Here is a 25,455-nt window from a genome sequence, read left to right on the forward strand (position 1 = left end):
CATAATTTTAGTTAAGTTGTTCAAAACAAAATTAGTTACAATAAAAAAGTAAGTACGAAACAAATGTTTTTTGATAGAGAACTTATGGTTAATAAATATCTTTTACATTTTGAGAGTTAAAAAAGTTAAGATATTTTTTACATAATAAAGAATTTCTTGAAACGAACTATCCTCGAGGCAGAGCCTCAGAGAATTCTTTTCGATTAAAACCTATATACCTTTAAATACCTTGTTTTTAATATTTTAAAATAAGTTTATATGTATTGCCCGTTTTTAGTATATATAAACCTGCTGCAAGTGATTGAGGAAGGGTAATTGTCGTTATTTTTGAATCAGGGTTATAATTTTTATTGGGTATCTTAACAATACTTCCCTTTATATCTACCAATTCAAATGTATCTGATTCTAAAGTATTCGAAACACTTAATGCTTCATCAGATTGAAACGGATTTGGATAAACAATATGCTTCAAATTATTTTCACCAGTACTATTTTTACCACTAAAATATTCAACTCCAAAATTATAAGCCGCAATTCCGATTTTCTCGCCTATCAATCTACCTGGGATATCATCTGCAGGTGGATGAATCCCTCCCCAAATTCTAGATAAACTGCATTGATCTGAAGCATCTCTATAAGTAGCCCATTGCAACTTAACATCCACACTTGGTCCCTCTTCAAAAACTAAGAATTCATTTTTTCTTGCAATAAACTCTCCATAACCTCCTGGGAAAAACGCATCTCCTGTTAAGAGCGTCATTACTTCTGCTGCTGCTCTAGAATATGTAGAATGGCCAGAAACGTAGCCAGCAAAAGGAGGTGTCACAAAACTAGGGCGTTGGTATGGCCACCAGTTTTCAGCCAATATCCAACCAACTCCTGCATGGTCCGTATCAATATCTCCAATATAATCATGGCCTCGCCAGGTATATAATTTTATTTTTCCAATATGTTCTCCTTGTCTACCTTCCAATGGATCTCCAGCCTCAACAACTTCAACATAACCTTCTTGAAGGGGAATTCCAGCCACATGGTAATTATTGAGCATATTATTTGAGCTCTGTCCTAATTCCGCCATATAACGTATGGCCGATATTGGCCTTATATAATCATACCATCCCTTAATACTCCAAGCTGATATGGCAGCGTCATGCATAGCTCCACCAAGTAGAAAATAAGACTTAACGTCCCACTCCAAGGCATTTAAAATGTCTCCAGAACCAGCCAGCCTTTTTTGTAACAACTCATGGTCGCTAACATAATTTAATAGTGTAAACCAATGCCCTGGAGGGGTTTCAGAATCTGGTCCATCAGCCCAGAATTCAGCTAAAACTCTTGCATAATCTCCTCTGGGGACCATTTGTTCTTGATATGGTGCATTGGTATATGGGTTTAAATCATGTCCAGTACCTATATCACCGCCTTCAATCAATCTATAAAATTTTGAAAAATCATCGAAATTTTTTGGAAAATTCGAAATTTTCACATTTCCTATAGATTTTGGAGAAATATCCCATAAAATGCCATCGCTAGGATCAAGATGGGCTCCCCAAATTGAAACCATGGAAAATCCCCATTTATAGGCTTCGCTTAAAACATCTGAATTGTTAAGATTTAAATAGGGAGGTGACAACGGATCATGATAAACGGTATATGCGTCTCCATCTCTATTGTATATTGCTTTATCTTCCTCTTTTAGAGAGAAAGGAGCAACATAACCCCATTCTGGACTCAAAAAATCGGGAGATGCTTCTGGAATTAAATTACCACTTTGGTCAATAAATTCCCTTAAGCTAAGAGGTTGCCAACGGTTAGGGTCGTTCAAATTGGAATTACCTGAGTTTTTTGGAAACAACGGTTGATTTACTGGAAGGTAAAAAGAGTTATTGTAACCGAATTGCTCTCTGGCTCCATCGGCATATCCATAATCAATAATTGTCTGAGCAATATAATTACCTAAAGCTGCTGCATTTCCGTTGGAATAATCTGTGGACTCAAAAGAAATATCGTAACCAAAATCATTCATCAAATGATCAAAAAGTTCCTGCGATTCCAAAACACTCGGTGATGATTTAAATCTATGCGACAACAAACGATAAACAGCATAGCTTATTGTTTTAGCCCGTGCAGTAATTTTATCTTCCGAAGGTTCAAAGTTCATCAATTCACTATCAAAACCATGAACCGTTTTGCCCAGCAAATAAGTTTGCGCTTCATCATCGTAAATTGCCCACGAATCGTATAACGCGATACTTGCATGAAACAAATTTCGCGCGTGCACTGTTGGTCTTGCATAATCTCCGCGAATGGCATTTAACAAAGCTTCATTCCATAAACGTGCAACCGAATATTTTTCTGACAAGTCTGAAGCAGTAAGTTCTATTTCTAGTTTAATCTGTTCACTTGAACAACTTGTATCCGTTTCAATAACTGAGACCAATCCACTTTCCTCTACACCCCATTTTACAATAATAGTATTGGTGTTATGACCTTCTACAATTTCACCTCCCGAAACATGCCACTCATAGGAATTATTTTGAGAAGGCACACTACCATAAGAATAACTTTCTGTACTTAAAAAACTTGATGTATTCGCTCCTTGTATTGTCTTAGGGCTTAAGTACTCACATGATCCATCGTCCTCAACAGCTTCTGGGTTATAATTACATGATGTAGGGTCAATACAACCTTTAGCTTTAATTGCTTGAGGTAAGTCCACTATTTGATAGCCATCATTTTCTTTGGCCAAAATAACAGTGTCTATTGGTAAATTATTATATGTATCGACTAGACCAGATGGCCACTCAATTTTAATTTCTGATATGGTAGTAGCATTGGCTAAACCAAAATGTAATGGCTGAATGCTTTGAGACAAAAAACCGACACCCGAAAAATATCTACTTAAACTCCCTTTATCTGTAGTTATAAATACACGGGTTCCAATAGCATTTCTATTTGATACGGTACCTTCTAACATGACTTTGAACCAATGTGGGTTCTGAACTGAGTTAGTCGTTATTGTTGTGTTTTGATAAAAGAACGATTCTTGATCATTACTTGTAACGAATAAATCCAAATCACCATCATTATCATAATCAAATGGCGTGGCACCAACACTCATGGTTACGGCACCTAAACCTGCATTACCTGTTTGTTCTCTAAATATATAGCCGTTAGTAGCATCATTTTCAAAATATACATTAGGTTCTCCGTTAGGGAAAGATGATTTAAAGCCATTTACAACAAAAAGATCTTCATCACCGTCAAGGTCAAAATCTGCAAAAGGACAATCCCAACTCCAACCAGTACTCAAAACACCTTTGTCTTCAGCTAATTCACTAAAAGTATTATTACCATTATTTGAGAACAACAAATTTTCATTTATATCTGTAACATATATATCGAAATTGCCATCATTATTATAGTCATTAATAGATATGCCCATATAATTTGCTGTTCTATCCATATTGTAAGCAGTACCTTCTTCTTCAAAAATATTTCCTGATTTATTAATAAGTAATTCGTTCGGACCAAAAAAATCATTAGAAACGTATAAATCCATCCAGGTATCATTATTAAAATCAAATGGCATGCTCATATAGGAAAATAACGTGGTATTTACTCCATAGAATTCAGATCTGTTAGTAAATGTGCCATCTGCATTGTTTATATATAATAAATTACCGCACTCACCTGTCCATACAGAAATGAAAATATCTAAAAACCCATCTTTATTTGCATCAAACCATGTAGCACCTGCATTATTACAATTATTTTGTCTTTCTATCCCTGCTTCTGTAGTTGTTTCTGTAAAAGTTCCATCACCATTATTATGAAACAACTGTATTTTTAATGCGTGCGTAAAGAATATATCTGGGTAACCATCATTGTCATAATCTCCCCATGCGACTCCATATTTAAACCCATCTAAATACCCATTGTCTCTAATTCCTGTGGTATTTGGAAATAAATTTAATAACCCAGACCCAAGTGTTACATCGGTGAATGTTCCATCATTGTTATTTCTAAATAATTTACTCTGACTGGATTCAACCCCTTCTTCATCTTGAGCTTTAGCAACAACAAATAAATCAAGGTCATAATCACCGTCATAATCAGCTACAGCAACCCCATTATTTTCTTTTAAAACATCAAGGTTTGCAATTTGCTCAAAACGCTTGAAAGTTTGAGAGAAAGAGGTTGTATTTGAGAGTAATAGAAGAAAATAAAAAATTGGAATAAGCCTCTTCATATTTTTTATTATTTATTCTAAAATATCTACAATATAATGTTTTTAATGTTAAAAAAGCCTATTTAATGGTATAAAAACATGGTATACAGACAACTAAGAAAATGGGTAAAATAAATACCTAATAAGACACGTTTCAAACTTTCCTTTTATAACGTTTTGAAAGTCATTAAAATAAAAAGAGACAAACATAATGTTTGTCTCTTATGGTGACCTCGACAGGATTCAAACCTGTAACCTCTTGAGCCGTAATCAAGTGCGCTATTCAGTTGCGCCACGAGGCCATTTTTGTGGGTGCAAATATAGTATTTTTATTAAAATATCACCAAACTTTTATTCCAAATTTCTAAATCATTTTTATTAAACAAGAGAAAGAAATTATGGCTCCTAAAAACCAATCATTGTTTTTACATAGATTTGATAAGCACAACCCAGTCTTTGCCTTTATCCTTTGGAGGTAATCCCAATAATTGCTCACCACCTCCTGAAATTGACCTAACTTTTCCTTTTAACAGTTTCCCTCCTTTTCGTGGGTTATACCAAAATATATTATAGGTGGCATTGTTATCTTCCAGATTAAGTCGAGATGCTCCTCCATTTTTTAAGAAAACCACATACATTTTGCCAGGATTAGCCAAAACATAATCTCCTTTACTGGATATTAGATCATCTCTGGATGTCATATCCCAAACAGGAATCTTGTTATCATTGAAAAAATCTAAGCAAATTTTTCCCTGAGTCCAGAACAGGTCCCGAGATCGGAAATCCTGACAGGTTAAATCGGAATGTGCATGCTTATACCCAAAATACCATTCTGTCCCCCAGGCACCTGCCATCATGGCTCCCCATAAACCATTTTTTCTGGCATTATTGTGTTCTGGATTATCTGCATCAGGCACTAGAGCGTGTTGTGCATCTCCAGGTTCATCACACGCTACGGCCCATATTTTTCCTTTGGCCTCTGCTTCGTTTAAAACTCGTAGTACGTTTCCATGAACATTACCAAAATCTGTCCTATTTGTTTGAAGCGACGCGCCACTAAATTTGCTGGCTTTTCCATAAATTCCCGTAAACCAGTTGCCATTATGTATTACTATGTGATGTTTGTACGGATCAATCGAACTTACATAATTAGCCAGTGTTAAGCGTCCTTGAACATCAACCGGGAATGTTCTAGGCGGGTTTTGCCAATCACCAGTCTCTTCACATAAATTCCAGTTCAAGGCCAGATGATGCCCAAAACGAGCAATTAGTTCCCTGTAATACAATTTGGTGTAAAGCCCAACACCTCCATTATCCAAAAGTCCTTGATTTTCTGCCTCTAAAGTCTTGAAGTGCAAAAACATTCCCAATCTGTCTCCATGCTCGAACACAATCTCCCATTGATCCAGTTTAGACACATCAAACCGATCCAGAGTATGGTAGTCTATATATGGAAATACATTTTTGTCATCTCCTTCGATATTCATAGTAATAAAAGAAAAGGCATTCATGCCTTTAGAAGCCAAATAATTAATCGCTCCAATAATGCTTTTACCTTTGTCACTCTTCCAAACAGGATCGCCAGGCTTCCAATCCTTTTTATGAGCTTCCCAAGTCTTAACTAAACCATCTTTGATACCATCTTTTTTAAATGTACCATCAAAATCCATATAGGATAAAAAGTTTTCAGGAGCATCAGAACCACATTTCAGAAAATACGCTCCAGTCTCTGCAAACTTTAAATAACGCTCTCCAACATATTGCAAACGGCCTTTGGCTCTCATATCTCGTCCAGTTTTGTCTGAAGAAGCAATAACAAAATCCCCATTATATTTATCCATATATCCAACAGATTTCAATTTGTTCGAAGTTCTTATTGCTGCCCATTTACCTTTTACAAACCTTACATTATATGTCCACGCTCCTACTTCATCTGGCGTAAAATGAACTTTCCAAACATTTCCAGCAATGGCACCAGTATTTGCAGCATCTCCATCTGCAGCATAAAACCCAGGTACGACATAGGTTTTTCCTGAAGCATTATGCTTAAAAGTCACATCCAACTTATAATTTAAAAATGGGTTATCTTCGGCTTTTTCAGAGGTTTCAGGCCCTATGAATTCTATAGTGACTTTATGCCACTTTTTAAGCTCTCCCTTTATTTTTTGTGCATTTAATTGGGTAAAAGAAAGAACTATTATGCATAGCTTAACAAACAAGTGGATCGGTTTCTTCATCTTTTTTCATGTTATAGTTTTAATTATTTTTCTCCTTTAGATATTATCAAAATGAAACAGGGTTATTTATAAATCCCACTAATATAATTCAAAAACTTTGATTCTTTTTGAGTGTAAAGGCTTTTACATGGTTTTCTCTGTTAGCTTTTCATGAAAACCATCCTAAATTTTTATTCCAAACTTCTAAATCATTATTTTTGAATATGGCTAACGAATTATTACATCTTAAATTCGACCACGTTTTTGATAGTGACCTAATTAATGAAATTGACAAAATAGGTGTTATTAGAACATTTTCGAAAAACGATATTATTATTGATATTAATCAACCTCTTCAATATATACCACTTTTGTTAAGTGGACATATTAAGATACTTCGGGAAGACAGCGACGGCAATGAACTACTTATCTATTTTTTAGAAGCGGGAGAAACTTGCACGATGTCACTTACTTGCTGCATGGGAACTTCAAAAAGTAAAATTAGGGCTGTTGCCGAAATGGATTCAAGCCTTATCATGATTCCTGTTCAAAACATGCAATCATGGTTTCATAATAATGAAGGTTGGCGAAATTTTATATTAGAAAGCTATCAAACACGTTTTGATGAAATGCTGGAAGCCATAGATAATTTGGCGTTTATGAAAATGGATGAACGGCTCTATAAATACCTAATCAATAAAGTTAAACTTCACACGTCTAAAACAATCATTGCAAAACACCAAGATATTGCAGAAGACCTTCATACATCGCGTGTTGTTATTTCTAGGCTTTTAAAACAGTTTGAGAACGAAAAAAAAATTAAGCTCAGCAGAAATAAAATTGAAGTTTTGTAATACATTCAACCTCATTAAGCCCAGCTTTAATAAGTAACATTTATTACAAAACTTCCTTGGGTTTCACTTTACATTTGTGATAAAATAAGCAGTTATGGAATATCTTTTAAACCCATGGCCATGGTATGTATCTGGTCCATTAATCGCTTTGGTCATGGCATTGTTACTTTATTTTGGCAAGACATTTGGTATGTCTTCCAACCTTAGAACCATGTGTTCGATTATGGGAGCAGGAAAAACAGCATCCTTTTTTAAGTTTAATTGGAAAGAACAAAAGTGGAACCTAATTGTTGTAGTTGGTGCTGTAATTGGTGGTTTTATAGCTACCCAATATCTATCAAACGAAAGCGCAACCGATTTAAACCCAGCTACCATTACTGAGCTTCAAAGTATGGGTTTTGAAAATTCGGGAGCCACATTGGTTCCTGATGAAATGTATAGTATGGAAGCTTTAAGCACCTTTAAAGGCCTATTACTCTTAATTTTTGGTGGCTTACTTGTTGGTTTTGGTACACGTTATGCTGGTGGATGTACTTCTGGACATGCCATAACAGGACTTAGTAGCTTACAAAAACCATCCTTAATAGCGGTTATAGGCTTTTTTATTGGTGGATTAATCATGGCTAATTTTATTTTACCCTTAATTTTTTAGAAAATGAAATATTTGAAATTTTTATTGGTTGGTATTTTCTTAGGAATTGTTTTAGTAAAATCTGAAGCTGTTTCATGGTATCGGATTTATGAAATGTTTAGATTTCAATCATTTCACATGTATGGTATTATAGGTACCGCTATTGTTTCTGGTATCTTATTTCTTCAGATTTCAAAAAGGGGGATTATAAGAAATATTAAAGGCGCAGATATTTTTGTTCCAAAAAAAGAAAAAGGAACCTCAAGGTATATTATTGGCGGAATCCTTTTCGGGTTTGGATGGGCACTTATTGGAGCATGTCCAGGCCCCATGTACATTCTTTTAGGTACAGGGGTACTAAGTATGATTATTGTAATTGCTGCTGCCATTTTAGGTACATACATTTATGGGCTATTAAAAGATAAACTGCCTCATTAATGGACTCCACACAACTCTTAGGATATATTGGAGCTTTAATAGTAGGGTTCGTTTTGGGACTAATTGGTGGTGGTGGTTCTATACTTACTGTACCTCTGTTAGTATACCTACTGGGCTATAATCCAATTATGGCAACAGCGTATTCTCTTTTTGTGGTAGGCACATCCTCTATGGTTGGTACGTATCAGAAATACAAAGAAGGATTGGTCGATTTTAAAACAGGCTTGGCCTTTTCATTTCCTTCATTTGTTGCTGTCTATTTATCCAGACGTTATCTAGTACCGGGAATCCCAGATACCCTTTTTAGTTTTGGTGGTTACCCCCTAACAAAAGAAATGAGCATCATGATATTTTTTGCTATTATCATGTTTCTGGCTTCATTTTCTATGATAAAAAATGGAAATGGCACTCATGAAGTTTCAAATTCCCAGCCCTACTATAAAACATTTATTCAAGGTTTAATTATAGGAACTGTAACTGGCATTATTGGTGCTGGTGGTGGTTTTTTATATGTACCCGCTTTAGTTGTTTGGGCGAATATCCCAATGAAAAAAGCAGTGGGAACCTCTTTAATTATTGTAACGATTAATTCCTTAATAGGCTTTATAGGTGACGTTCAAACTTTAGAAATTGAATGGTTTTTTCTGCTCTGTTTTACTTTAATTTCTATAATAGGGATTATTTTAGGTGTGTTTATTTCAAAATTTATAAGTGGAAAAAAACTTAAAAAGAGCTTTGGATTTTTTATTTTAATAATGGCTATTTATATTATGTATAAAGAGCTTAAGCAATAGCAATGTGACTTAAGTCACAAAGTGAATCGTTTTGGATTCGTAATTTTGAAATACTTTAATTTAAAAGGATTTCTCCTGACTTAAAATTAAAATAGATCATGAAAATAGAACAAATTTATACGGGATGTTTGGCTCAAGGAGCTTATTATATCCAATCTAATGGCGAAATTGCCATTATTGATCCATTGCGGGAAACTCAGCAATATGTTGATAAAGCAAAGAAAGAAAATGCCAAGATCAAGTATATTTTTGAGACTCATTTTCATGCAGATTTTGTTTCTGGACATGTAGATTTAGCAAAAAAAACAGGAGCAACCATTGTTTTTGGTCCTGGAGCTGAAACAAGTTATGATGCTTACATAGCGTTGGACAATGAAACATTTAAAATTGGCAATATTACCATTAAAGTCTTGCACACACCTGGGCATACGTTAGAATCTTCAACATTTCTTTTAATTGATAAACATGGAAATGATTATGCTATTTTTAGTGGAGACACCTTGTTTTTAGGGGATGTAGGACGTCCAGATTTAGCAATAAAATCAGATCTTACAAAAGAAGATTTAGCTGGGATGTTATATGAATCTTTACGGAATAAAATCATGCCATTAGCTGATAATATTATCGTTTATCCTGCACATGGGGCTGGTTCTGCCTGTGGAAAAAATTTAAGCAAAGAGACCATTGGCCTTTTAGGTGATCAAAAAAAGACAAACTATGCTTTGCGGGCAGATATGACAAAAGAGGAGTTTATTGAAGAAGTCTTGGATGGCATTACGCCTCCCCCTCAATATTTTGCCAAAAATGCCATGATGAACAAATCTGGTTATGATAATTTTGAAACTATCCTACAAAAAGGGGACACCAAACTTAGTCCAGAAGCATTTGAAACTATTGCAAATCAGGAAGACGCCTTGGTACTCGATGTTAGAACAGAAAAAGAATTTGTAAAAGAACACATTCCAAACTCTATTTTTATAGGAATTAATGGCGGATTCGCTCCATGGGTAGGCGCTTTAATTACCGATTTAAAACAACCTATTCTGCTTGTCGCTCCTAAAGGAAAAGAGAAAGAAACAGTAACTCGATTATCTCGTGTTGGCTACGATAATACCTTAGGGTACCTAAAAGGTGGCATTAATGCATGGAAAGATGCAGGAAAAGATATTGAAACTATTGAATCTATAGAGGTTGACGAATTTTCGAATCGTTTTAAAAACGACTCCATTAATATTCTTGATGTTAGAAAAGATGTCGAATTTAAATCGGAACATCTAGATAGTGATTCTGTTCGGCATTTTGCTTTAGATTATATAAATGATAATATGCATGTTATAGATAAGGCCAAAACCTATTATTTACATTGTGCGGGTGGATATCGCTCGGTTATTGCCGCTTCTATACTAAAGGCCCGAGGGTTTCATGTTATTGATATTGCTGGGGGTTTTGGTGCCATTAAAAAATCAGACTTACCAACAACTACTTTTGTTTGTCCATCAACTTTATAAATTCTTTTACAGGCTGCTTGATAACATAATGCATTATGGAAATAAACCTAGAAATACAAAACCTTAAATGTGGTGGATGTGCCCATACTATTATCGATAAACTATCCAACATAGAAAACATTAGAAACGTAACAATTAATAATAAAACCCATACCGTATCCTTTTCTTATGAAAACGACAAAGCGCTTTTGGAGGCCAAACAATTATTACATAAAATTGGATACCCTACTGTTGGAGAAAAAAACGCATTAACTACAAAAGCCAAATCTTTTGTTAGCTGTGCGATTGGTAGAATGAATAGCCAGAGTACTAAATAATTTCAGCACTCAACCCTGCTTCCAGTAGCATCGAACAGCGTGGTTTTAAATCGTCGTACAAGCCTGTTTTCACTGTACATTTTCCTTTATAATGTACTATAAGTGAACATTGTTCTGCTTGTTCGGCAGTATGATCGCAAGCATAGATAAGTGTTTCTATAACATGATCGAAGGTATTAACATCGTCATTAAACAAAACAATTTCGTTTTGGGTTAACACTTCTTCTTCAAGCAGTAATTCTTCTGATGTTTTTTCTTTAGAACTCATTTTTCAATTTTTTAGATTCCCACTCTCATGAGAATGACATTTTTTTTTTTGATACTCTAAAGCAAGCTTTAGAGAAATTTTCCTCAATTTAAAAATTTTAAGGAAACCCAATTGTTTCTTTCTAATTTTTCTTTAAAATTTAACAAATGCTTTTCACATTCGGCTTTAATAATTGGTATATCATCATTATAAAACCCACTTAAAAACAAAGCACCATTTTCGTTTAAACACGATACATAGGTTGCCATATCTTTTAGTAAAATATTACGGTTAATATTGGCTATGATAATATCATACTTTTTATTTTTTAAAACCGACGCGTCACCTTCAATAACGGTTATATGCTTACAATTATTACGATCAACATTCTCTATACTGTTTAAATAACACCAATTGTCATAATCTACCGCATCTACGGGTTTTGCTCCTTTCATTTCGGCCAAAATAGCTAATACGCCTGTACCGCACCCCATATCTAAAACAGATTTATTGATAAAATCATTTTTTAAAATATGCTGAATCATCATATGAGTCGTTTCATGATGCCCTGTACCAAAACTCATTTTGGGTTCAATAACAATATCAAATGTCGTATTGGATTTTTCGTGAAATGGCGCACGAACAGCACATACATTATCAACGACAATAGGGTTAAAATTCTTTTCCCATTCTTGATTCCAATTGGTTTGTTCGATTTCGTTAAAAGTAAAATTGATTTCAAATTCATCTGAATTTAAGATCCGAACATCATCAAGTATAGATTCGTTCCAGTCTACTTTTTGAATATATGCTGTAACCCCCGTTTCTGTTTCAACAAAACTTTCAAAACCAGAATAACCCAATTCTGCCACCAGTATTTCTACACCTGGTTGCATTGGTTTTACTTTAAATTCGTAACCTATATAAATAATATTTGACATGGTTTTAATTTAAAGAGACCGTCTAAAAAGTAAGTTCATTATAATAAATCTAATCAAAAATACTTTTTAGACAATCCCTTAATTTTGTATAAGTAATTGAAACGAATTTTTATTTAAAAGGCGTTTACAATAGCAAAAAAGTCATCTGCCTTAAGAGAGGCACCTCCAATTAAACCACCATCTACATCTGGTTTAGAAAAAATTTCTTGAGCATTCCCTGGCTTAACACTACCTCCATAAAGAATAGAAACTTCTTCTGCGACTTCATTACCATATTTATTACTAAGTGTTTTTCTTATGAACGCATGCATGTCTTGTGCTTGCTCTGGACTAGCTGTTTCACCTGTTCCAATAGCCCAAACTGGCTCGTATGCTAAAACAATATTTTTAAATGCTGAAGCATCTAAATGAAATAAAGCGTTTTTAATTTGGCTTTCTACAACAGCTTCTTGATTACCTGATTTTCTATCAGCTAATTCCTCACCAAAACAGAAAATAACACGCATACTGTTTGCTAAAGCTGCATCTACTTTTTTAGCAAGCAATTCATCTGTTTCGTTAAAATACTCACGACGCTCACTGTGTCCTAAGATAACAGTCTGAATCCCTATACTTTTAAGCATGCTTGCGCTTATTTCACCTGTATAAGCACCATTTTCTTCAAAATGCATGTTTTGTGCAACAACTTCTATGCTGGTTGTTTTTAATGCTTCAGAAGCATGGTATAAATTAGTAAATGTTGGTGCTACCATAACTTCGGCATTCGAAGTTTGGGTTTTACTTTTTAATGCATCTATTAATGATTCTGTTTGCGTTAAATCATTATTCATCTTCCAGTTACCTGCTACAATTTGTTTTCTCATTTTTAATTTAAACCTTTAAAATAAAGGACTTTATTAATTATTATAAATTTTCTTTAATTCTTATATGATCGGCTTTAACAGCTTCAAATAGTTTAATGCTTCCCTTGGCATCTACAATCATATAACGTGGTATCCAGTCGAGATCTAAAAACTTACCGAAAGCACCTTCCCAACCTGACTGCATAAAATAATGCGCACCTTCTACTTGATGCTTCTTTATACCTTTTTTCCAAGCTTTTTGAGTTTTATCTAAAGACAAAAAGATATAACTAACATCGTTATACTCCTTTTGTAAATCTTTTATTTTGGGCATCCCTTCTATACAGTCTCTACACCATGAGGCCCAAACATCGATTAGCAATGTTTTTCCTTGATGGTTTTCTAAAATATCTTCAAATGTTATAGAGTCACCTTCTTGCGTAATAAATATATCGTTTAAAGCTGCTACGGAAAATTGTGTTGGAGATTTTGTATTACAACTAAAAAAGCTGATGAACAGTATAAGTAGAAAGTTCATTTTTTTCATATATTGTTTATTGCAACTTCACTTTTGGATCTAACCATACATAAATTAAGTCTACAAAAATATTAATAATTATGAAGAGTAAGGCTATAATTAACACCGAACCCATAATAACTGGCAAATCTAATGTATTTAAAGCATTTACAATCTCTTTTCCCAGTCCGTTCCAACCAAAAATATACTCTACAAAAACGGCTCCAGCCAACATAGAAGCAAACCAACCAGATATAGCTGTAACGACAGGATTAAGAGCATTCTTTACAGCATGTCTTTTTATAATTTGAAATTCACTTAACCCTTTTGCTCTTGCTGTGCGAATATAATCTTGATTAAAGACTTCCAATAACGAATTTCGCATAAGCTGGATAACGACAGCCAACGGACGAATACCCAGCACAATAGCTGGAAGTATTAAATTTTTCCATTTAATATGCATGGCTTCACCAAAATCGTCTAACTCATATAAGCTCCCTGTCATTTCCAGGTTTGTATACTCATGCAATATAAATCCGAAAAACCAAGCAAATAGAATGGCACTAAAAAAAGATGGAATACTCATGCCTAAGGTGCTAAAAATTTGAATTGTTTTATCTAACCACCTATCTTTATATAATGCAGATATAATTCCGAACAAAACACCTAAAATCATGGCAATAATAATAGCTGTTACAGCCAAAACAAAGGTATTAGGAAGGGTTTCTGCTAACACTTGACTTACTTTTTTACCTTGTTTTGTAAAAGATTCCCGTAAATACGGATACTTAAAAACAGTCGTGGTATTTCCTATTGAAAATAACTTAATTGCGTTATATTTCTCTGTACTTAAAAACGTATAATCAGTTTGCTTTTTTGAATGAAATGAGATGGGAGACAAATCATTAAGGTAATAGAAATACTGCGTACCTATAGGTTTATCGAATCCGTATTTTTGCTTTATTATTGCTAATTGTTCACTATCCTCATTTTGTCCCAGCATCATTTGTGCAGGGTCTCCAGGCAAAACATTAAATAAAAAGAAAATAACGGTAACCACCCCAAATAATGTGAGTAGAGCGTATGAGGTTTTATTTAGTAAATAGCTTATCAGATTATTATTCTTTTTTTAATTCAACTCTAATATAACTAGTATAGTTGCTATTATTTGCTTTATTAATGGAATCTAAAACCTCTCGACTATCCTTTATAAAATAAATACCTTCTATATTTTCCTCATCTAAAGCATCTAAATCTGCTTTTGTAGATATTTTTCCATCTATTAAATATAGGGTATTATTTTCAACCAATTTTGGTTCTGGTTTTCTTTCAACTTTTGGTAATTCTAAGTCATCTATATCATTCCAATGTACCTTTTGTTTGATCGTTCCTGCATCTAATTCTAAAATTCCAGGGTTAGAACGCACTACAGTTTTAAGAGCCTTTTCATCACATAAATAAAATTCGAAATCAATATTGTAAGCTTCTTTTATGCGTTGTTTGGCTTCTCCCCCTGAAGCCGTTAAACCAATAACTTTATATCCATTTTTTATAGCATCTTCAGATAAGGTTTTTAATTTCATCGCTCCTTTCTGCTCTATTTTCTCCAAGCTATAAGAAACTACCACTATGAGATTTTCTTCTGTTAAAAGCTGTTGTGTTAAATCTTCTCCTTCACTTTCTATTGAAAAATCGTAAATAGGTGGTTGATAACCTTCTTTAATGACTTTGGTGTCAACACTTATAAAGTCTCCTTCAACCGATGGATAAGAACCATTCGTCACAACGATCTGCTCTTTACCCCCTATATTAAACTTCCAACTATATTCCACAATAGGTTTTGCTGCATTTTCTGGAATGCTCATGCCTTCTTGAATATTCTTTCCGATTTTATAAGCTCTAAAATCCCATGTTGGCAAATGCATCAATACGTGGTAACCAAACCAAAGACTCCCCAAAAAACCTATCAAAGCTATTATAGTAGTCATAAATTTGTTAAAAATTGGTTTAATATGTTTTATCCCAAATAACAGAACAACAATCAAACCTAATAAAACTAAATCTTTAACAAAACTCTGAAAAGGTTCCAGTTTTAAAAAATCGCCAAAACACCCACAATCTTTAACTTTATCAAAATACCAAGCATAAAATGTTAAGAACGTAAAAAACACAATTAAAACGAATAGACTCCAAATAGTAAATTTTCGTTTGTAACCTATTAACAAGAAAACGCCCAAAACTACTTCTAAAACAACCATTAAAATTGCGATTATCAGAGCATAGGGCTCAAATGATGGCATATTCAACACATCTGGGCTAAAATATTCTTGCAATTTATATGACACGCCTAATGGATCGTTTAGTTTTATAAGTCCTGAAAAAATAAACAGTCCTCCAACCAAACCCCGACAAATTGCAACTAGTATTTTCATATTATTTGTTTAAATGAATCAACGCAAAAATGGCATAATTTATCATATCCTGATAATTGGCATCTATACCTTCACTTACCAAGGTTTTACCAGCATTATCTTCAATTTGTTTAACTCGCAATAGCTTTTGTAAAATTAAATCGGTTAAACTACTTACTCTCATATCACGCCATGCCTCACCATAGTCATGGTTTTTATCTTGCATGAGCTGCTTGGTGATAGCTACTTGTTTTTCGTACAGTTTGGTCGCCATTTCTGTAGATAAGTCTGGTTGTTCAACCACACCTTTTTCTAACTGAATTAAGGCCATAATACAATAGTTTATAATACCAATAAATTCACTCACCTCTCCTTCGTCAACTTTTCTAACATCATTTTCTTGAAGTCCTCTAATACGCTGTGCTTTAATAAAAATTTGGTCGGTTAACGATGGTAAACGCAAGATGCGCCAAGCACTACCATAATCTGACATTTTTTTTATAAATAAACTTTTACACGTATCGATTACGGCATCATATTGTTTTGAAGTATCTTGCATGAATTAAAATGTATTTTGCGTAAATTTCGCATAAAAAAGCTTAACCATCAAGGTTTCAGTATTAAAGTTTTAAACTTAGTACGAACACCATACAAAAAGGTATAAATGACAATAAATTGTAAAGGAAAACTAATCGATTTAACATCGCCAAGAGTGATGGGAATTCTAAATATTACACCCGATTCGTTTTATGATGGCGGACAACATAAAAACGAGTATGATATTTTAAAGCATGTTGAATTAATGCTCAATGAAGGGGCTACTTTTATTGATGTTGGTGCTTACAGTTCGCGTCCCAACGCCGATCATGTTAGTGAAGCAGACGAACTAAAAAGAATCTTACCTGTTGTTCACTTAATTTTAAAAGAATTCCCTGAGGCTTTACTTTCCATAGATACGTTTAGAAGTAACATAGCAAAGTCATGCATAGAATCTGGGGCTGCATTAATCAATGATATTTCTGCTGGAAAACTAGATAACAACATGTTGCAAACTATTGCCGATTTACAGGTTCCGTATATTATGATGCATATGAAGGGGACTCCGCAAACCATGCAACAACAAACTAGCTATGATGACATTGTTAAAGACATAATCTTTTACTTTTCCGAACGTATTGCTGCTGCAAGACAATCAGGAATTGTTGATATTATTGTAGACCCTGGGTTTGGATTTGCAAAAACTTTAGAACAGAATTATGAATTACTAAATAAACTTGAACATTTCAAAATGATAGAAAAACCTCTATTAGTTGGTATTTCCAGAAAATCCATGATATATAAAGCTTTAAAAAATTCAGCCGAAGAATCTCTTAATGGCACCAGTGTTTTAAATACGGTTGCCTTACAAAAAAATGCTTCAATCTTAAGAGTTCATGATGTTAAAGAAGCTATGGAGTGTATTAAGTTAGTTGAATTTTTAAATGTCTAACATGAAACAGCTATTGGTACTGGGATTATTTTTTATTGTTCTTTCTTGTGGAAAAGAAAAGGTTATTCACCTTCCTGAAATAAGCCATTCTGAAATAACAGAAATACATGACGTATCTCCCGCTTATCTATTTTATGATGAAACTCAAAAAGATAGTGTGGCGTTAAATAGAAAAAACCTGATTAGCACCACGAATTGGCTGGTTAATGTTGATAAGCGTTTAACACTTAGACAAGCTATTCCGCACATCAAGTTTCTTCAAGAGAAAAAACAAAATTCAAGTCATAAAAATAAAGATGCCAAAAACTACTTTACCTGCAGCGATACTAGCAGAAAAAATTTAGGGTTTATTGAGTTTACGGATGTCGTTTATCATGAAGAAACCATCAGGGAGTTTGGTAAGTATACTAAATATGAAATAGAACCAAATCAAGAAATATACGTACATGTGGTTTCAAATGACTCAATCCCTATTAATTTTGCTACTGGTAAATGTTCTACAAGTTACTATTCAAAAAAGGAGGACTTACTTAATGGTATTAAATCTGATTTACTTCACCATGGAAACATCATAATAAGTGTGGGTTACAACAAAAATTTGTCTTTTCAAGATTATATAAGCATTAAATCTAAATTGAATAGTTTTGAATTAGGGCTTGTAAAAATATCGAACCACGAATTCGTAACAGATTAATCATATTTTATTAAATTTACCAAAACCCACTACTATTGGATATTTTTAAAGATATTTTAGACTTACGTTTCATCGATTATGTCGATGTCGTTCTTGTAGCCCTTTTACTTTATTATGTTTACAAGCTTGTAAAAGGGACAGTAGCTATTAATATTTTTATAGGTATTATTATTATTTATTTAGTCTGGAAACTTACCGAATTTCTTGATATGCAGTTGTTAACTGGCATTTTTGGTGGTTTTATGAAAGTGGGTATTATTGCTTTAATCGTGGTATTCCAGCCAGAGATTCGTAAGTTTTTATTAATGGTAGGTTCTACTAATTTTAATAGACGGCGCAAGTTCTTAAAACAGCTTAAATTCTTAAAAACCGAAACCAACGACGAAACCGATATTGATGCTATTGTCTCGGCTTGTAATAAAATGTCCATGTCTAAAACTGGAGCTTTAATCGTTTTTGAGAGAAATAACAATCTGGATTTTTTATCGTCATCGGGAGATGAAATGAACATAAAAGTAACCCAGCCTATTATCGAAAGTATCTTTTTTAAAAACAGCCCACTACATGATGGCGCTATTATAGTCAATAACAATATTGTAAAAGCAACACGGGTTATTTTGCCCGTAAATAATGAAAAAAACATTCCACAACGTTTTGGTCTTCGACATAGAGCTGCTATTGGTGTTACCGAAAAAACAGATGCATTGTCTCTGGTTGTGAGTGAGGAAACAGGACATATCTCTTATTTTAAAGATGGTGAATTTGTGGTTTTTGAAGACACAAACCAATTAAGCTCAATGATTAAAAACGACTTGTCTTAATGCTTTGTAAAAATTGCAACAAAAGTTTAAATCCTGATGTTAACTTTTGTGACTTTTGCGGTGCCAAAGTGATTAGAAATAGGTTAACTATTAAAAACCTATTTGAACATTTTAGTGAAACGTTTCTTAATTACGACAACAAGCTTCTACAAACCTTTATAAAGCTTTTTACACAACCAGAGATTGTTATTGAAAGTTATATTCGAGGAACTCGAAAAAAGTATGTTAATGTTATTAGTTATTTCGCCATAGCGCTCACCATATCTGGATTCCAGATGTTTGTATCAAATAAGTTTTTTCCTGAACTCATGAATATAGATTTTCTTGCTCAAAAAGGTGCTGAAGATTTTCAAAGAAATAATATGAACTTTGTTCAAGAATACCAGTCCTTTGTATACATGCTTATAGTTCCTGTATATGCTTTAATCTCAAAAGTTATTTTTTTCGATTTTAAAAAATATAACTATACCGAACATTTAGTTGCCAACATGTATATAACGGCTCACCTATCGATCTGTAGTTCCTTACTAATTCTAGTGACTTTCTTTTTCGGAGTTAATTTCGGAATTGTTGGTCTGCTCTCTATTCCAATACAAATCTTCATTACAGCTTATTATTTTAAACGCCTTTTTAACTTAAACTTAAAAAGTATAATATTAAAAACGGTCTTCTTTTTGCTAATTCTAACCGTTTTATTTATTGTGTTTAGTTTCTTTGTTGCTATAACGATGTATTATGATGGTACTTTGGATCAAATAAAAGAAGCTCAAAAAGCAGCGGCAGAAACTGCAAAATAAGCGCGCTAAAACTATATAACCTCTTCTTCTTGTAAAAACTGAACTTCGTATAGATTCTTATAGTAGCCGTCCGCTTTTTTCAACAACGCTTTATGTGTGCCTTGCTCTACAATATTACCAGCATCCATCACAATAATTTTATCAGCTTTTTTAACCGTTGCCAATCGGTGTGCTATAACAATAGAGGTTCTACCTTTAGTAATTTTATCGGTAGCATTTTGAATGAGCTGCTCTGAATACGAATCGACAGATGATGTCGCTTCATCCAATATCAAAATACTTGGATCTGTTACATAAGCCCTTAAAAACGATATGAGTTGTCGCTGACCAGAGGACAACATAACCCCTCTTTCTTTTACATTATAGTGATAACCATTTGGCAAACTCATTATAAAATCATGAATTCCAATCTCTTTCGCTGCCTGTTGAACTTGGGCTTCTGTAATCTCTGGATGATTTAATGTGATGTTGTTTAAAATAGTATCGGCAAATAAAAATACATCCTGTAACACCACCGCTATCTGAGTACGCAAGGATTGTAAAGTAACTTGTTTAATATCAATTCCATCAACATAAATAACACCATCTTTAATTTCATAAAAGCGATTCAATAAATTAATAATAGTAGATTTCCCCGCTCCAGTTGCACCAACTATGGCGATGGTTTCACCTGCATTAACATCAAAAGAAATACCTTTTAAAACTTCTTCGTCTTCTACATAATTAAAAAAGACATTATCAAATTTTATATGGCCTTTAAAATGTTCTGCAACATGAGTTCCCAAATCATCAATCTGTGAAGTCGTATCTAAAACTTTAAACACTCTGGTAGCTGCCACCATTCCCATTTGTAGTGTATTAAACTTATCTGCTATTTGACGTAGTGGCCTAAACAACATAGGAATATACATGATGAATGCTACCAAGACACCTTCTGTTACTTTACCTTCCAGTACAACATTTAAACCTCCATACCAAGCTATTAAACCAATAGTTACCGATGATGACAAGTCTGCTAACGGAAAGAATATAGAGTTATACCAAACCGTTTTTAACCAACCTTTTTTATGCCGCTCGTTTATTTTTTTGAAATTTTCATGCTCAATAGCCTCACGGGTAAATAATTGTAGAATCTTCATCCCAGTTAACCGCTCTTGAACAAAAGAATTTAAATTAGAGACCTCTGTTCTAACTTCTTCAAAAGCTTTCTTCATATACTTCTGAAAGATGCGTGTGGCATATAATAACACAGGCAACATAATGAACACAATTAAGCTTAACCGCCAATTAGTATAAACCATGATCCCAAAAACCACTGCCATGGTGAGTAAGTCCCTAAAAATCATGAATAAGCCCTGACCAAAAATATCTGCAATACGCTCCATATCGGTAACAGCCCTAGTAATAAGTACACCTACCGAAGAGTTATCGTAATACTTCATTTTAAAACGTAGCAAGTGATCGAATAATTTTATTCGCACATCTACAACTAAGCTTTGTCCTAACCAGGCTGCATAATAAATAAACGTTAGTTGAAAGATTGTTTGCAGAATTAAAATAACAAACATAATCACAATATAAAAGAGAAACTCTTTGGGGTTTTCTCCCGTAATACTATCATCAATAGCAAACTGAGTGACACGAGGCGTTGCTGCACTAAAAGCAGCGAGTAGAATCACTAAAAGTACCAACCCTAAAAAAATAAATTTATAAGGTTTTATGTATTGAAAAAGACGCTTAAACAAGGCAACGTCAAATATTTTCTCTTGCTTTTTACTCATGTATCTTTATATCGTTAGGATATTCCACTTCTGTTAAATACAACCCATGTGCAGGAACTGAAAATCCAGCTTCACTCCTATTCTTAGACTTTATAATGGTATGCAAATTTTCAACATCTATTTTGCCTAAACCAATATTAATCATAGTACCTACAATAGCTCGCACCATATTGCGTAAAAATCGATCGGCTTTTATTACAAAATGGAGTTCATTATTCTCTAAGGTCCATTTTGCCTTCATAATATCACAATAATACGTTTTTACATCGGTATTACTTTTCGAAAAGCATTGAAAATCTTTATACTTGAATAAAATCTCAGAAGCTTTATTCATTTTTTCGACATTCAAATCTTGTTTTACGAAAAAACTATGGTTAAACGAAAATACATCCTTTTTTAGTGCGATTCTATATAAATAGGTGCGACTCACCGCATCAAAGCGAGCGTGTGCCTCGTCTTTCACTCTAAAAACATTAAGAATAGCAATGTCTTTTGGTAAATACGAGTTCAATTTATAAACTAAATTAGTTTCGTTAAAAATAGTATGGGTATCAAAATGAGCAAACATTTGAGAGGCATGTACACCTGTGTCTGTACGACCAGCCCCCATAATAGAGACAACTTCTTTTAAAAGTACGGACAATGCTTTTTCTACAACTTCTTGTACTGATATATCGTTGGGTTGGTTTTGCCAGCCATGATAAGCAGCACCATTATAAGAAAGTTCTATGAAATACCTCAATCTGATTTAATACTTTTGTTAAATGATATATGGTATGCAAAGATAGATAGTTTTGCTATTCCTGCGAAGACAGGAACCTTAATTATATATTAAAATTGAAAAAGAATAGGGTCTTTTACTAAATCAAAAGGTTTCTTACTAAATTATTATGACAAAAATATTATTACTTTCAGATACACATAGTTACATTGACGACGATATTTTAAAATATGTAAAGCAAGTAGATGAAGTTTGGCACGCTGGTGATATAGGTGATTTAAATGTAACAGATGCCATAAAAAAATTAAAGCCGTTACGGGCTGTTTTTGGTAATATTGATGATAGCAAAGTAAGGGTGGAGTTTCCAGAAAATAATCGTTTTATGTGTGAAGATGTGGATGTATGGATGACACACATTGGTGGATATCCTAATGCTTATAATATGAGGGTTCGAGATGAAATAAAACGAAACCCTCCTAAACTTTTTATCTGCGGACATTCGCATATTTTAAAAGTAATGCCTGATAAAAAATTAAATTTACTTCATATGAACCCTGGTGCTGTTGGCAAACATGGTTTTCATAAAACCCGTACCATGCTCCGTTTTACTATTGATGGTAGCAAAATTGACAATTTAGAAGTGATAGAATTCAATAAGCGTTAATAAAAAACCCAAAGCTTTCACTTTGGGTTTTAACGCACTAATACTACTAAGATGTTAGGTTTATCGCAATCGATCTACAGATTTTACAAGATCTTCATCCTTTTTGATGGCCTTATTGGCTAACGCCAAAAACACGATAGAAACAATAGGAAGAAGCATCCCAATACCTTTCTCTGAAACCGCCGTTTCTCCAGATATGTTTAGAGATTGATATACGAAAAATCCTAGTAAAATAAAGTTTAATATGATATTAAGCCGTCCCAAAACAAATTGGGACTTCCTATTTTTGTACATAAAAATAGCTATTAAAGATAACACTGCAGAGCCTAAAAACAGCCCAAAATAAAGCATACTATCTTTAGCATAAACACTCATATTATCATTTGTAATCCATAAATGGAATACAAAAATTAAGCCTGCAGAAACCCCTGCCGCTATTAAAAGATATATGGTTTGAATACGCTGTAGCATGTAATTTTGAAAAACTAGAAAGCAAAAATAATAGTTTCTTTTATAAAAATACCCCAAAAACTTAAAATAAAGTTGTATAATTGCAGTAATAATTCTCAACAACCGCTATTACAAGTGGTTAATTCTTCAGAATAAGAAATCATTTTTCAGAATTACTCAAAAGTTTATATTCAAAAAAATATTACATATCATATTCAATTAAACATAAATGTTTGAAATTTCACAATTAAAAGAAAAAAAACTCTCTGATTTACAAGAGATTGCTAAAAAAATGAACGTACCCAAATACCGTTCATTAAAAAAACTAGATTTAGTTTACCAAATCCTAGATCAACAAGCCTCAGATCCTAAGGCAGTTAAAGCAGCTGTCACACCAAAAGAAACAGCAGAAAACAAAACAGAAAACAAGCCAGCAGCAAGAAAACCTAGACAGCGTGTTCAAAAGCCTGTTAAAAACGAACCTCCTAAAAAAGAAGAAAAGACTTCTACTGATAAAAAAGTTGAAGACACCAAATCTGCTGAAAAAGCCAATACTCCTAACCCTGCTGCCAAGCAAAACAACGAGGAGCAAAAACAAGACAACAAGCCAAAACAAAAGAACCAAAACGACAACCAGCAAAAGTCTCATCAAAGACGAGATAATCAAAATCAACAAAAAAATCAACATAGAAATCAAAAAAATGGCAATGTTGATTCTGGTAATAAAGATGGTAGAAACCGCTACAGAGAACCAGATTTTGAATTTGATGCTATTATAGAAAGTGAAGGTGTTTTAGACATCATGCAGGATGGCTATGGTTTTTTACGTTCTTCAGATTACAACTATTTATCATCACCTGATGATATTTATGTATCCCAATCACAAATTAGATTGTTTGGCTTAAAAACTGGTGATACCGTTCTAGGGCATGTGAGACCTCCAAAAGAAGGCGAAAAATATTTCCCATTAATCAAGGTAAGCAGAATTAATGGTCAAAACCCTAATGTTGTTAGAGATCGTGTTTCTTTCGAACATTTAACGCCGTTATTTCCACAGGAAAAATTCAATATTGCCGAAAAGCAAAGTACTATTTCTACAAGAATAATGGATTTGTTCTCTCCTATAGGGAAAGGGCAACGTGGTATGATTGTATCACAACCTAAAACAGGGAAAACCATGCTATTAAAGGATGTTGCAAATGCTATTGCAGCAAACCATCCTGAGGTATATCAAATGATTTTACTTATAGATGAACGCCCTGAAGAGGTAACCGATATGCAACGTAATGTACGTGGTGAGGTTATTGCTTCAACTTTCGATAAAGAAGCTCATGAGCACGTAAAAATTGCCAATATTGTACTTGAAAAAGCTAAAAGACTCGTTGAATGTGGTCACGATGTTGTTATTCTTTTAGATTCTATCACTCGTCTGGCAAGGGCTTATAATACAGTTCAGCCTGCTTCTGGTAAAATATTGAGTGGTGGTGTTGATGCCAATGCGCTACATAAACCAAAACGTTTCTTTGGTGCTGCCAGAAATATTGAAAATGGCGGTTCTTTAACTATTATTGCAACGGCATTAACAGAAACAGGTTCTAAAATGGACGAGGTAATTTTCGAAGAATTTAAAGGAACAGGTAATATGGAACTGCAATTAGACAGAAAAATTTCTAACCGTAGAATTTTCCCAGCTATCGATTTGACATCGTCAAGTACGCGTCGTGATGATATCCTATTGGACGAAAATACGATTCAACGTATGTGGGTAATGCGCAAATACCTAGCAGACATGAACCCTGTTGAAGCTATGGAATTTATTAACGATCGTTTTAAACAAACTAGAAACAACGAAGAGTTTTTAATCTCTATGAATGGATAAACTGAAATCCAACTAAACTAAACTAACTAAATTTGAAAGCCTTAGCATATATATTGTTAAGGCTTTTTTCTTTGACAAAACATTTTGTATAAACTATATATTTTCTACAAGCTTACACACAATGCAAAAGATTTGTTACTTTAGTACGCATATAAAAAATATATAGTTACCTAAGTAGTTATATACAATTGTTGGAGGTAATTCGAATGAAA

Annotated in this window: 24 protein-coding genes and 1 tRNA gene; 12 read left to right on the plus strand and 13 right to left on the minus strand. The window is 33.6% G+C overall.

Annotated features, from left to right (window positions below; translation table 11 throughout):
- Positions 1–235 precede the first annotated feature (235 nt).
- The 3 genes from HHX25_RS03605 to HHX25_RS03615 all read right to left on the minus strand — a co-directional run bounded on the left by HHX25_RS03605 (position 236) and on the right by HHX25_RS03615 (position 6,468).
- Positions 236–4,252, minus strand: a complete 4,017-nt coding sequence (locus HHX25_RS03605; protein ID WP_169670234.1) for an FG-GAP-like repeat-containing protein — start codon at positions 4,250–4,252, stop codon at positions 236–238.
- Between the two features lie 204 nt (positions 4,253–4,456).
- A tRNA-Arg gene (locus HHX25_RS03610) sits at positions 4,457–4,533 on the minus strand.
- Between the two features lie 123 nt (positions 4,534–4,656).
- A complete protein-coding gene (locus HHX25_RS03615) occupies positions 4,657–6,468 on the minus strand; it encodes a DUF5060 domain-containing protein (RefSeq protein ID WP_169670236.1) in 1,812 nt (603 codons plus the stop codon).
- Positions 6,469–6,671: 203 nt separating this feature from the next.
- On the opposite strand from HHX25_RS03615, the gene HHX25_RS03620 reads away from it, so the two are divergent.
- From HHX25_RS03620 to HHX25_RS03645, 6 genes are all read left to right on the plus strand, one after another.
- Positions 6,672–7,301: a Crp/Fnr family transcriptional regulator gene (locus HHX25_RS03620; RefSeq protein ID WP_169670238.1), complete on the plus strand. Its 630-nt coding sequence runs from the start codon at positions 6,672–6,674 to the stop codon at positions 7,299–7,301.
- 94 nt (positions 7,302–7,395) lie between these two features.
- Entirely contained in the window at positions 7,396–7,953 is a 558-nt protein-coding gene (locus tag HHX25_RS03625) for a YeeE/YedE family protein (protein WP_169670240.1), read from the plus strand.
- A gap of 3 nt (positions 7,954–7,956) precedes the next feature.
- Positions 7,957–8,370 carry a DUF6691 family protein gene (locus HHX25_RS03630; protein ID WP_169670242.1) on the plus strand — a complete coding sequence of 138 codons (414 nt, stop codon included), beginning with the start codon at positions 7,957–7,959 and terminating at the stop codon, positions 8,368–8,370.
- Entirely contained in the window at positions 8,370–9,164 is a 795-nt protein-coding gene (locus HHX25_RS03635) for a sulfite exporter TauE/SafE family protein (RefSeq protein WP_169670244.1), read from the plus strand. The genes HHX25_RS03630 and HHX25_RS03635 overlap by 1 nt, the downstream gene beginning before the upstream one ends.
- 98 nt (positions 9,165–9,262) lie before the next feature.
- Positions 9,263–10,672: an MBL fold metallo-hydrolase gene (locus HHX25_RS03640; protein ID WP_169670246.1), complete on the plus strand. Its 1,410-nt coding sequence runs from the start codon at positions 9,263–9,265 to the stop codon at positions 10,670–10,672.
- A 35-nt stretch (positions 10,673–10,707) separates the two neighbouring features.
- Entirely contained in the window at positions 10,708–10,989 is a 282-nt protein-coding gene (locus HHX25_RS03645) for a heavy-metal-associated domain-containing protein (RefSeq protein WP_169670248.1), read from the plus strand.
- On the opposite strand, the gene HHX25_RS03650 is transcribed toward HHX25_RS03645, so the two are convergent.
- From HHX25_RS03650 to HHX25_RS03680, 7 genes are all read right to left on the minus strand, one after another.
- Positions 10,982–11,257: an ATP-dependent Clp protease adaptor ClpS gene (locus tag HHX25_RS03650; RefSeq protein ID WP_169670250.1), complete on the minus strand. Its 276-nt coding sequence runs from the start codon at positions 11,255–11,257 to the stop codon at positions 10,982–10,984. The genes HHX25_RS03645 and HHX25_RS03650 overlap by 8 nt on opposite strands.
- An 83-nt stretch (positions 11,258–11,340) precedes the next feature.
- The gene (gene prmA / locus HHX25_RS03655) at positions 11,341–12,177 is read right to left on the minus strand and encodes a 50S ribosomal protein L11 methyltransferase (RefSeq protein ID WP_169670253.1); all 837 of its coding nucleotides are present in this window, start codon (positions 12,175–12,177) and stop codon (positions 11,341–11,343) included.
- A 113-nt stretch (positions 12,178–12,290) separates the two neighbouring features.
- On the minus strand, positions 12,291–13,040 hold the full coding sequence (gene tpiA / locus HHX25_RS03660) for a triose-phosphate isomerase (protein ID WP_169670255.1): 750 nt from the start codon (positions 13,038–13,040) through the stop codon (positions 12,291–12,293).
- Between the two features lie 40 nt (positions 13,041–13,080).
- The gene (locus HHX25_RS03665) at positions 13,081–13,557 is read right to left on the minus strand and encodes a TlpA family protein disulfide reductase (RefSeq protein WP_240964224.1); all 477 of its coding nucleotides are present in this window, start codon (positions 13,555–13,557) and stop codon (positions 13,081–13,083) included.
- Between the two features lie 16 nt (positions 13,558–13,573).
- Positions 13,574–14,650 (minus strand): ABC transporter permease, encoded by a 1,077-nt coding sequence (locus HHX25_RS03670; protein ID WP_169670909.1) that lies wholly within the window; start codon positions 14,648–14,650, stop codon positions 13,574–13,576.
- A 4-nt stretch (positions 14,651–14,654) separates the two neighbouring features.
- A complete protein-coding gene (locus HHX25_RS03675) occupies positions 14,655–15,968 on the minus strand; it encodes a BT_3928 family protein (RefSeq protein ID WP_169670259.1) in 1,314 nt (437 codons plus the stop codon).
- Position 15,969: 1 nt separating this feature from the next.
- Positions 15,970–16,506 (minus strand): DUF1599 domain-containing protein, encoded by a 537-nt coding sequence (locus HHX25_RS03680; protein ID WP_169670261.1) that lies wholly within the window; start codon positions 16,504–16,506, stop codon positions 15,970–15,972.
- 105 nt (positions 16,507–16,611) lie between these two features.
- Here HHX25_RS03680 and folP point away from each other — a divergent pair, with 105 nt between their 5' ends.
- The 4 genes from folP to HHX25_RS03700 are packed head-to-tail and all read left to right on the plus strand — an operon-like array spanning position 16,612 to position 19,748.
- Entirely contained in the window at positions 16,612–17,436 is an 825-nt protein-coding gene (folP, locus tag HHX25_RS03685) for a dihydropteroate synthase (RefSeq protein ID WP_169670264.1), read from the plus strand.
- Between the two features lies 1 nt (position 17,437).
- Complete coding sequence (locus tag HHX25_RS03690; RefSeq protein ID WP_169670266.1) at positions 17,438–18,130, plus strand: hypothetical protein; 693 nt, start codon at positions 17,438–17,440, stop codon at positions 18,128–18,130.
- Between the two features lie 35 nt (positions 18,131–18,165).
- Positions 18,166–18,951 (plus strand): diadenylate cyclase, encoded by a 786-nt coding sequence (locus tag HHX25_RS03695; RefSeq protein ID WP_169670268.1) that lies wholly within the window; start codon positions 18,166–18,168, stop codon positions 18,949–18,951.
- Positions 18,951–19,748, plus strand: coding sequence for a DUF3667 domain-containing protein (locus HHX25_RS03700; protein WP_169670270.1), 798 nt, complete (start codon positions 18,951–18,953; stop codon positions 19,746–19,748). Before HHX25_RS03695 ends, HHX25_RS03700 begins: the two co-directional genes overlap by 1 nt.
- 11 nt (positions 19,749–19,759) lie before the next feature.
- Here HHX25_RS03700 and HHX25_RS03705 read toward each other — a convergent pair whose 3' ends face one another.
- Complete coding sequence (locus tag HHX25_RS03705; RefSeq protein ID WP_169670272.1) at positions 19,760–21,529, minus strand: ABC transporter ATP-binding protein; 1,770 nt, start codon at positions 21,527–21,529, stop codon at positions 19,760–19,762.
- Positions 21,522–22,271, minus strand: coding sequence for a tRNA pseudouridine(38-40) synthase TruA (truA, locus tag HHX25_RS03710; protein ID WP_169670274.1), 750 nt, complete (start codon positions 22,269–22,271; stop codon positions 21,522–21,524). The genes HHX25_RS03705 and truA overlap by 8 nt, the downstream gene beginning before the upstream one ends.
- Positions 22,272–22,419: 148 nt before the next feature.
- On the opposite strand from truA, the gene HHX25_RS03715 reads away from it, so the two are divergent.
- Complete coding sequence (locus tag HHX25_RS03715) at positions 22,420–22,914, plus strand: metallophosphoesterase family protein (protein WP_169670275.1); 495 nt, start codon at positions 22,420–22,422, stop codon at positions 22,912–22,914.
- Between the two features lie 60 nt (positions 22,915–22,974).
- On the opposite strand, the gene HHX25_RS03720 is transcribed toward HHX25_RS03715, so the two are convergent.
- Complete coding sequence (locus tag HHX25_RS03720) at positions 22,975–23,385, minus strand: DUF4293 domain-containing protein (protein WP_169670277.1); 411 nt, start codon at positions 23,383–23,385, stop codon at positions 22,975–22,977.
- Between the two features lie 208 nt (positions 23,386–23,593).
- Between HHX25_RS03720 and rho the strand changes: the two genes are divergently transcribed.
- The gene (gene rho / locus HHX25_RS03725) at positions 23,594–25,243 is read left to right on the plus strand and encodes a transcription termination factor Rho (RefSeq protein WP_169670279.1); all 1,650 of its coding nucleotides are present in this window, start codon (positions 23,594–23,596) and stop codon (positions 25,241–25,243) included.
- Positions 25,244–25,455: the final 212 nt, after the last annotated feature.

The organism is Flavivirga algicola, assembly GCF_012910715.1.
Taxonomy (GTDB): domain Bacteria; phylum Bacteroidota; class Bacteroidia; order Flavobacteriales; family Flavobacteriaceae; genus Flavivirga; species Flavivirga algicola.